General features: G+C 71.2%; 9 protein-coding genes. 3 read left to right on the forward strand and 6 right to left on the reverse strand.

Translation table 11 applies throughout. The features are described 5' to 3' along the window. Positions 1 to 131: 131 nt before the first annotated feature. Together ABZ749_RS20375 and ABZ749_RS20380 are read right to left on the reverse strand one after the other, a co-directional pair. Entirely contained in the window at positions 132 to 365 is a 234-nt protein-coding gene (locus ABZ749_RS20375; RefSeq protein WP_357229932.1) for a sulfurtransferase TusA family protein, read from the reverse strand. Continuing rightward, positions 362 to 1,513: an aminotransferase class V-fold PLP-dependent enzyme gene (locus ABZ749_RS20380; RefSeq protein ID WP_357229934.1), complete on the reverse strand. Its 1,152-nt coding sequence runs from the start codon at positions 1,511 to 1,513 to the stop codon at positions 362 to 364. The genes ABZ749_RS20375 and ABZ749_RS20380 overlap by 4 nt, the downstream gene beginning before the upstream one ends. 348 nt (positions 1,514 to 1,861) lie before the next feature. Between ABZ749_RS20380 and coxB the strand changes: the two genes are divergently transcribed. Beyond that, a complete protein-coding gene (coxB, locus tag ABZ749_RS20385; RefSeq protein ID WP_266304854.1) occupies positions 1,862 to 2,833 on the forward strand; it encodes a cytochrome c oxidase subunit II in 972 nt (323 codons plus the stop codon). A 9-nt stretch (positions 2,834 to 2,842) separates the two neighbouring features. Continuing rightward, positions 2,843 to 3,268, forward strand: a complete 426-nt coding sequence (locus tag ABZ749_RS20390) for a cytochrome c oxidase subunit 4 (RefSeq protein WP_355007746.1) — start codon at positions 2,843 to 2,845, stop codon at positions 3,266 to 3,268. A 131-nt stretch (positions 3,269 to 3,399) separates the two neighbouring features. Here ABZ749_RS20390 and ABZ749_RS20395 read toward each other — a convergent pair whose 3' ends face one another. The 4 genes from ABZ749_RS20395 to ABZ749_RS20410 form a co-directional block, all read right to left on the reverse strand. After that, positions 3,400 to 3,600, reverse strand: coding sequence for a hypothetical protein (locus tag ABZ749_RS20395; protein ID WP_357229936.1), 201 nt, complete (start codon positions 3,598 to 3,600; stop codon positions 3,400 to 3,402). Between the two features lie 271 nt (positions 3,601 to 3,871). Next, positions 3,872 to 4,921, reverse strand: a complete 1,050-nt coding sequence (gene trpD, locus ABZ749_RS20400) for an anthranilate phosphoribosyltransferase (RefSeq protein ID WP_357202841.1) — start codon at positions 4,919 to 4,921, stop codon at positions 3,872 to 3,874. 91 nt (positions 4,922 to 5,012) lie between these two features. Next, a complete protein-coding gene (locus ABZ749_RS20405; RefSeq protein WP_091407513.1) occupies positions 5,013 to 5,408 on the reverse strand; it encodes a hypothetical protein in 396 nt (131 codons plus the stop codon). A 107-nt stretch (positions 5,409 to 5,515) separates the two neighbouring features. Then, a complete protein-coding gene (locus tag ABZ749_RS20410; RefSeq protein WP_355007809.1) occupies positions 5,516 to 6,445 on the reverse strand; it encodes a cytochrome c oxidase assembly protein in 930 nt (309 codons plus the stop codon). 99 nt (positions 6,446 to 6,544) lie between these two features. Between ABZ749_RS20410 and ABZ749_RS20415 the strand changes: the two genes are divergently transcribed. After that, positions 6,545 to 7,144 carry a heme-copper oxidase subunit III gene (locus ABZ749_RS20415; RefSeq protein ID WP_091408043.1) on the forward strand — a complete coding sequence of 200 codons (600 nt, stop codon included), beginning with the start codon at positions 6,545 to 6,547 and terminating at the stop codon, positions 7,142 to 7,144. Positions 7,145 to 7,453 lie beyond the last annotated feature (309 nt).

Genomic DNA, 7,453 nt, shown 5'->3' on the forward strand with positions numbered 1-7,453 from the left:
CGTAGGTGCGGTGGTGCGGTGGTGCGGTGGTGCGGTGGTGCGGTGGTGCGGTGGTGCGGTGGTGCGGTGGTGCGGTGGTGCGGTGGTGCGGTGGTGCGGGGGGAGCGGGGTAGGGGCGCGGGGAGCGTGGGTTAGTGGGTTCGGCGGATGTCGTAGGCGGGGCCGTCCGGGCCCGTGACCGAGCCGAGGAACTCCTGGCCGCGCATCCGGCACCAGGCGGGGATGTCGACCGCCGCTGCCGGGTCGTCGGCCAGTACCCGGACCACAGTGCCGACCGGCACCTCGGGCATCCGTCGCGCCGCAGCGATCACCGGCAGCGGGCAGCGTTGCCCCCGGCAGTCGATCACCTCGTCGGGCGTCGTCACAGCCCCACCACCCCGGCCTCGGCGCGCAGCCCGGCGACGATCCCCGGCAGCTCGGTCAGGAACCGCTCCACGTCCGCCTCGGTCGTCTCCCGGTGCAGGCTGACCCGCACGTTGCCGTGCGAGAGCACCCCCATCGCCTCCAATACGTGCGACGGACGCAACGTGGACGAGGTGCAGGACGAACCGGACGACACGGCGAAGCCCCGCCGGTCCAGGGCGTGCAGCAACGCCTCCCCGTCCACGTACAGGCAGGAGAAGGTGACCAGGTGCGGGAGCCGGAGCACCGGGTCGCCGACCACCTCCACGTCGGGCACCTCCGTCGCGACCCGCTCCCGGACCCGTTCCACCAGGGCGGTCAACCGGGTCGCCTCGGCCGCCGCGTCGGCCGCCGCCGCCCGCAGGCTCGCCGCCGCCGCCACGACCGCCGGCAGATTCACCACCCCGGGGGTACGTCCGCTCTCCCGCTCGTCGGACGGCCAGGGTGACTCCCAGCGAGTGCCCTTCCGGACCGCCAGCACCCCCACGCCGGGTGGCCCACCCCACTTGTGGGCGCTCGCCGTGAGCACCGACCAGCCGGCCGGCAGGGGTACCCGGCCCACCGACTGTGCCGCGTCCACGTACAGCGGCACACCCACGTCGGCGCAGGCCGCCGCCGCCTCGGCGACCGGCTGCACCGTCCCCACCTCGTGACTGGCACTGATCAACGCGGCCAGCGCGACCCCCGGGGCCCGAACGGCGGTCGACCACGCGGTCAGGTCCAGCCGGCCCAACCGGTCGACCGGCACCGCGGCGGCCGTCCCGCCAGCGCCGACGTGCCGTTCCGCAGCGTGCAGCACCGCCGAGTGCTCGATCGCCGAGTGCACCAGCGTCGGCCCGACCCGGCGTCGACCCGCCAGGCCGCCGAGGACGGCGCCGTGGGCCGCGGTCGTACCACTGGGGGTGAAGGAGACCTCATCGGCGCGGACGCCGAGCGTCACCGCGGTGGCCTCGCGGGCGGCGTCGAGCAGTTGCCGGGCCCGGCGGGCCTGCGTATACAGCTTGCCCGGATCGGCCCAGCCGTCGTCGAGCGCGGCCAGCAGAGCCTGCCGCGCGACCGGATGCATCGGCGCGGCGGTCGCCGCGTCCAGGTAGACCGGGGATGCGCTCACAGACCCGCCTTCGTTCGCGACTGCGGGGCTCGCAACCCCGGCTCACTCCTCGCGCTCACAGACCCGCCTTCGTTCGCGACTGCGGGGCTCGCAACCCCGGCTCACTCCTCGCGCTCACCGACCCGCCTTCGTTCGCGACTGCGGGGCTCGCAACCCCGGCTCACTCCTCGCGCTCACAGACCAAGACGCTATCGCGGCGGTATGCCTAGGATCCCCCCGATGGGGGTCGGACAGTGACCCCACCACGGCCGAGTCCGTCATGGTCGAGTAATCTGCGACCGTCGGTGACGCCTTTGCCGCGGGTGCTGAGGAAAGACGCACCGCGGCGCGCTAGGGAGGCAGGACCAGGTGGTCGCAAGGAGTTCGGAGGTACGGCCGTCGGCCGTACGGCACAGCGCTTCCCCAGGGGTTGGTGGACGCCGGGGGCGTGGTGCTGGTCGCCTGGCCGGGCTCGGTCTCGGTGGCGTGGCGTTGCTGGTTCTGCTCACGGGCTGTGACGTCGGTCAGACGTTCCACGGCTTCGGCTGGCCGCAGGGCGGCATCTCGCCGGAGTCCAAGCGGATGTACGACCTGTGGATCGCCTCCTGCATCGCCGCGCTCGCGGTCGGCGTCTTCGTGTGGGGCCTGATCTTCTGGTGCGTCGTGCGCTACCGCAAGCGTGGCAACGCGCTGCCGGTGCAGACCCGCTACAACATGCCGATGGAGTTCCTCTACACCATCGCGCCGATCCTGATCGTCTCCGTGCTCTTCTACTACACGGCGATCGTGCAGACCGACGTCGACAAGTTGTCGAAGAACCCGGACGTCACGGTCGAGGTCGTCGCGTTCAAGTGGAACTGGCAGTTCAACTACCGGGACGGCCAGGGCACGGAAGCCCGCACCACCGCGTCGACGCTCGGCACCAGCGAGGTCATCCCGGTGCTGGTGCTGCCGACCAACCGGTCCATCCGGTTCGAGGAGACCAGCCGCGACGTCATCCACTCGTTCTGGGTGCCGGAGCTGCTCTTCAAGCGGGACGTCATGCCGGGCAAGATCCGCAACGTGTTCGAGGTCTCGAGCCTGGACGCCGAGGGCGCCTACGTCGGGCGCTGCGCCGAACTCTGCGGCAGCTACCACGCGTTCATGAACTTCGAGCTGCGGGTTGTCTCGCCCGAGAAGTACGACCAGTTCCTCGCGGCCAAGCAGAGCGGCAAGTCCACCCAGGATGCGCTGTCCGCGATCGGTGAGCAGCCGTACGCGACGACCACGCAGCCGTTCGACACGCGGCGGACGCAGGACAACTTCAACCCGGACGACGTTCCGGCCCGCACGGGAAGCTGAGGTAGCCGCATGAAGACCGAGTGGCGTATCTTCCTGATCATCGCCGGGTTCCTCTTCGGCGCCACCATCCTCTACGGTGCCTGGACGAACGGTGCGTCGGGCGGCATCGAGTGGGTCGGCACCGTCGCCCTGCTGCTGTCGTTCCTGCTCTGCTCGATGTGCGGTGGCTTCTTCTGGTTCGTCTCCCGCCGCATCGACCTGCGCCCGGAGGACCGCCCGGACGCCGAGATCGCCGACGGCGCCGGTGAGGTGGGCTTCTTCAGCCCGGGCAGCTACTGGCCGTTCGGTCTGGCGCTGGCCGCCGCGATCGCCGCGCTCGGCCTGGTGTTCTGGCAGTACTGGCTGATCGGTGCCGGCCTGCTGGCCGTCGTCTTCTCCGCCTGTGGGCTCCTGTTCGAGTACTACAGCGGCACCCGGCGTACCGCCGAGCACTGACCCACCCGGTCGCCGTCGCGACCGACCTGGCACGGCGAAGGCCCGTTCCCCGAGTGGGGGAGCGGGCCTTCGGTCATGCGCCACCCCGCCCGGGGTGGGCCTGCGGTGCTGCGGTCGGGCGGTGCCTGTGGTCAGGCGGCGCGGCGGTGGGCGGGCTGGCGGCTGGCGGCCAACCGGGTGACCGGGACGGCGAACGCGCTGACCACCACGGCGGCGCCGCAGCCGGTGCAGATCAGCTCGGGACAGTCGGTGCCGTGGCCGTCGACGCAGGGCGGCGGCTCGAACGGCGCCACGCCCTCACAGACGTCGCAGTAGAGATCGCGGTGCGACACGGGCGTCTCCTCTCACGTCAGGCGAACCGCCCCCGGATGCGACAGTGACACATCGACGGCAGCAGAAAACTACTCAGCTGTAGTTTCCCAGACGGGTCCGACAAATCTCCGCGCACCGTCGTCCGCTCGCCGGCATCCGCGCGTGATCCACACGACTTCGTTGAAGTCGGGGCATTGGAGCGGCCCTGACACCACGGATTCGAGGATCCCGAGTTGATCATGCCTAGGACTCCGCCTGCGGACGGCGCCGCCGGGTCCGATGGTGCTGAGGTCAGGCGGCGGCGTTGGCGGTGGCGATCCAGCGGTCCAGGGTGGCGGCGGCCGCGCCGGAGTCGATCGACTCGGCGGCACGGGCCAGGCCGGCGCGCAGCGCCTCGGTCAGGTCGCCGTCCAGCGGGCCCTGGGTGGCCAGCGCCGCCGCCGCGTTGACCAGCACCGCGTCCCGGACCGGGCCCTTCTCGCCGGCCAGCAGGCGACGGGCCACGCCCGCGTTGTACGCGGCGTCACCGCCGCGCAGGTCCGCCAGGGTGGACCGGGGTACCCCCAGGTCCGTCGCGTCCAGCACGACCTCGCGTACGGTGCCGCCCTGGGCCGCCCAGATCCGGGTGGGCGCGGCGGTGGTGAACTCGTCCAGCCCGTCCTCGCCGCGCATCACGATCGCCGAGTCGCCACGGGCCGCGAACACGCTGGCCATGACCGGGGCCATCCGCAGGTCGAAGCAGCCGACCGCGCCGGCCCGGGGGCGGGCCGGGTTGGTCAGCGGGCCGAGGAAGTTGAAGAAGGTGGGCACGCCCACCTCGCGGCGGACCGGGCCGGCGTGCCGCATCCCGGGGTGGAAGCGGGCCGCGAAGCAGAACCCGATGCCGGCCTCCTCGACACAGCGCGCAACCTGCTCCGGGCCGAGATCCAGCGGGATGCCGAGGAACTCCAGCAGGTCGGCGGTGCCGCACAGGGAGGAGGCGGCCCGGTTGCCGTGCTTCACGACACGGACGCCCGTGCCGGCGACCACCAGCGCCGTCATCGTGGAGATGTTCACCGTGTGGGCGAGGTCACCGCCGGTGCCGACCACGTCGAGCGCGGTGCGGCGCAGCTCCTCGGGGAGCGCCACCGGGACCGCGCGACCGAGCATGGCCTCCACCAGGCCGGCCAGCTCGGCGGGCGTCTCACCCTTGGCCCGCAGCGCCACGGCGAAGGCGGCGATCTGCGCCGCGCTCGCCGAGCCGGTCATGATCTCGTCCATCGCCCAGGCGGTGTCGGCGGTGGATAGCTCGTCACCGCGCAGCAGCGCGTTGAGCAGGTGCGGCCAGGTCCGATCGCCCATGGCGGGCCTCCCGAGCATGCGAAGTGCGGGTGGGCTGGAACCGGCGCCGACGAGATCCGGCGCCGTGGGGGTGCCGGAGGAGCGGGGGACGTCAGGCGGGTGCGTGCGTCCGCAGCAGCTCGGCCACCGTGCCGCCGGTGGTCACCGGGTCGAGCGGGTGCACCAGCGTCGCGTCGACCTCGGCGTACGCGGCGAGCCATCGGTCCGCGGCGCGGGCGATCACGAGGCAGGTCGGGGGAGCGTCGTCCCGGTCGTCCTTGACCTGCCGGGCGATGCCGATGCCGCCGCCCGGGCTCGCCTCACCGTCGAGCAGCAGCAGGTCGATCTCGTAGTCGTCGACCAGCCGGATGGTTTCCGCGTAGGTCGACGCCTCGACGAACTCGATCTGCAGACCGGGAGCGGGCCGGGTGCCGACGGCCATCCGCATCCGATCACGGACCTGCGGGTCGTCGCTGTAGAGCAACACGGTGCAAAGACGATCGGTCATGCCAGGACTCCGCTTCCACCTCGTAGCTGCCCGCAGATCGTACCGGTCGGCGTGACGTAGCCGACATCCCGCCCGACGTCGCGCGCCGGGCGTACCGTCCGGGCAGCTCAGGCGGGCGCGGCGTCGGCGGCGCGTTCGCGGGCCTCCTGGCGGTCCAGCTCGCGGTCCACCCGCCGGGCCTCCCGCTCGGACTGCTTGACCCACTGCACCACCAGCACCGCGAGCATGGTCACACTGACGAATTCGCCACCGGCCCAGAGGATGCCGCCGGCGACCACCTGGTCCTGCCACGGGTCGGACCAACCGAGGTTGAGCGACGGGTACCAGTCGCCGCCGAAGAGCGTGCTGCTCTGCATGATGGTGAGGCCGAGCACTGTGTGGAACGGCACGGAGAGCAGCATCAGCAGCGCACGCGCCGGGTACGGCCAGCGGCCGGGCAGCGGGTCGAGGCCGAGCAGCGGCCAGAAGAACACGCAGCCGGTCATGATGAAGTGCGCGTGCACCAGCTCGTGCGCCCAGGCGTGTTCGAGGGTGTAGCGGTACAGGTCACTGAAGTACAGCACGAACGGGTTGACCACGAAGATGGCGAACGCCACCAGCGGGAAGCTGTAGACCCGGGCGACACGGCTGTGCACGATCGCGAGCAGGCGCTTGCGCGGCCCGACCGGCAGGGTGCGCAGGGCCAGGGTCATCGGCGCGCCCAGGGCCAGGAAGATCGGCGCCACCATGGACAGCACCATGTGCTGGATCATGTGCACGGACAGCAGCGCGGTGTCGTACGCGTGCAGTCCGCTGACCGTGACGAGCGCGATGCCGCCCAGGCCGGGGCCGAGGAAGAACACGGTACGGGTGATCGGCCAGCGGTCGCCGCGTAGGCGCAGCCGGTACACCCCGTAGAGGTACAGGCCGGCGGCGAGCACCAGGCCGAGGGCCAGCCAGCTGTCCAGCCGGGTCTCGGTCAGCACCGCGCCGACGGTGAACGGCGGCGGGGCCGAGGTGGCGGCGAAGATCGGATCGACGTGCAGCACGCTTTTCAGGCTAGGCCAGGCGAACCGGACCCTGACGCTCGGGCCACGGAAGGCGCAGGTTTGCCACCCCGCTGATCGGCGGCCCCGGTCAGGGGCAATAATGACGGCGTGACTGCGGCCCCAGCCATTGACAAGAGCCGGATCCACTCTCTGACCCGACCAAACATGGTCAGCGTCGGGACGATCGTGTGGCTCTCCAGTGAACTCATGTTCTTCGCGGCGCTGTTCGCGATGTACTTCTCCATCCGCGCGGCTGCGCCGGAGCAATGGGAGAAGCACACCGAGGCGCTGAACATCCCGTACGCGACCACCTTCACGGTGATCCTGGTGCTGTCCTCGGTGACGTGCCAGCTCGGCGTCTTCGCGGCGGAAAAGGGTGACGTGCACGCGCTGCGGCGCTGGTTCACCGTCACCTTCGTGATGGGCCTGATCTTCGTCCTCGGCCAGCTGAACGAGTACCGGCACCTGGTCGCCGACGGCATCAAGATCAACGGAGACGGGTACGGGTCGGTGTTCTACCTGACCACCGGCTTCCACGGCCTGCACGTGACCGGTGGTCTGATCGCCTTCATCATCTTCATGGTCCGTACGACCATGGGCCGGTTCACTCCGGCGCAGGCGACCTCGGCGATCGTCGTGTCGTACTACTGGCACTTCGTCGACGTCGTGTGGATCGGGCTGTACGCCATGATCTACTGGCTCCAGTGATCTTGCGCGTCACATTCCGCGCTGCTGCTCCGTCCCCTGAGACAGGTCCAACCGGTTAAGCCGTCGGTCCGGGCCGTCGGTGCGGGCGCTCATCCCGGCCGGCTGCCCCGGCCGGCTGCCTAACGCCGCTTGATCGACTCGGTTTCCTTGAAGTCGGGCCGTCCTGGACGCCTGGATACCGCGACTTCGTGAAAGTCGAGTCGATCAACACGCCGGGCGGCCTCGCCCCAGGCCGCCACGCGCGGGGCCGCCTCGTGTCGGGCCGCCTCGTGTCGGGCCGCCTCGTGTCGGGCCGCCTCGTGTCGGGCC

Source organism: Micromonospora sp. NPDC047753 (assembly GCF_040642735.1).
GTDB lineage: Bacteria > Actinomycetota > Actinomycetes > Mycobacteriales > Micromonosporaceae > Micromonospora.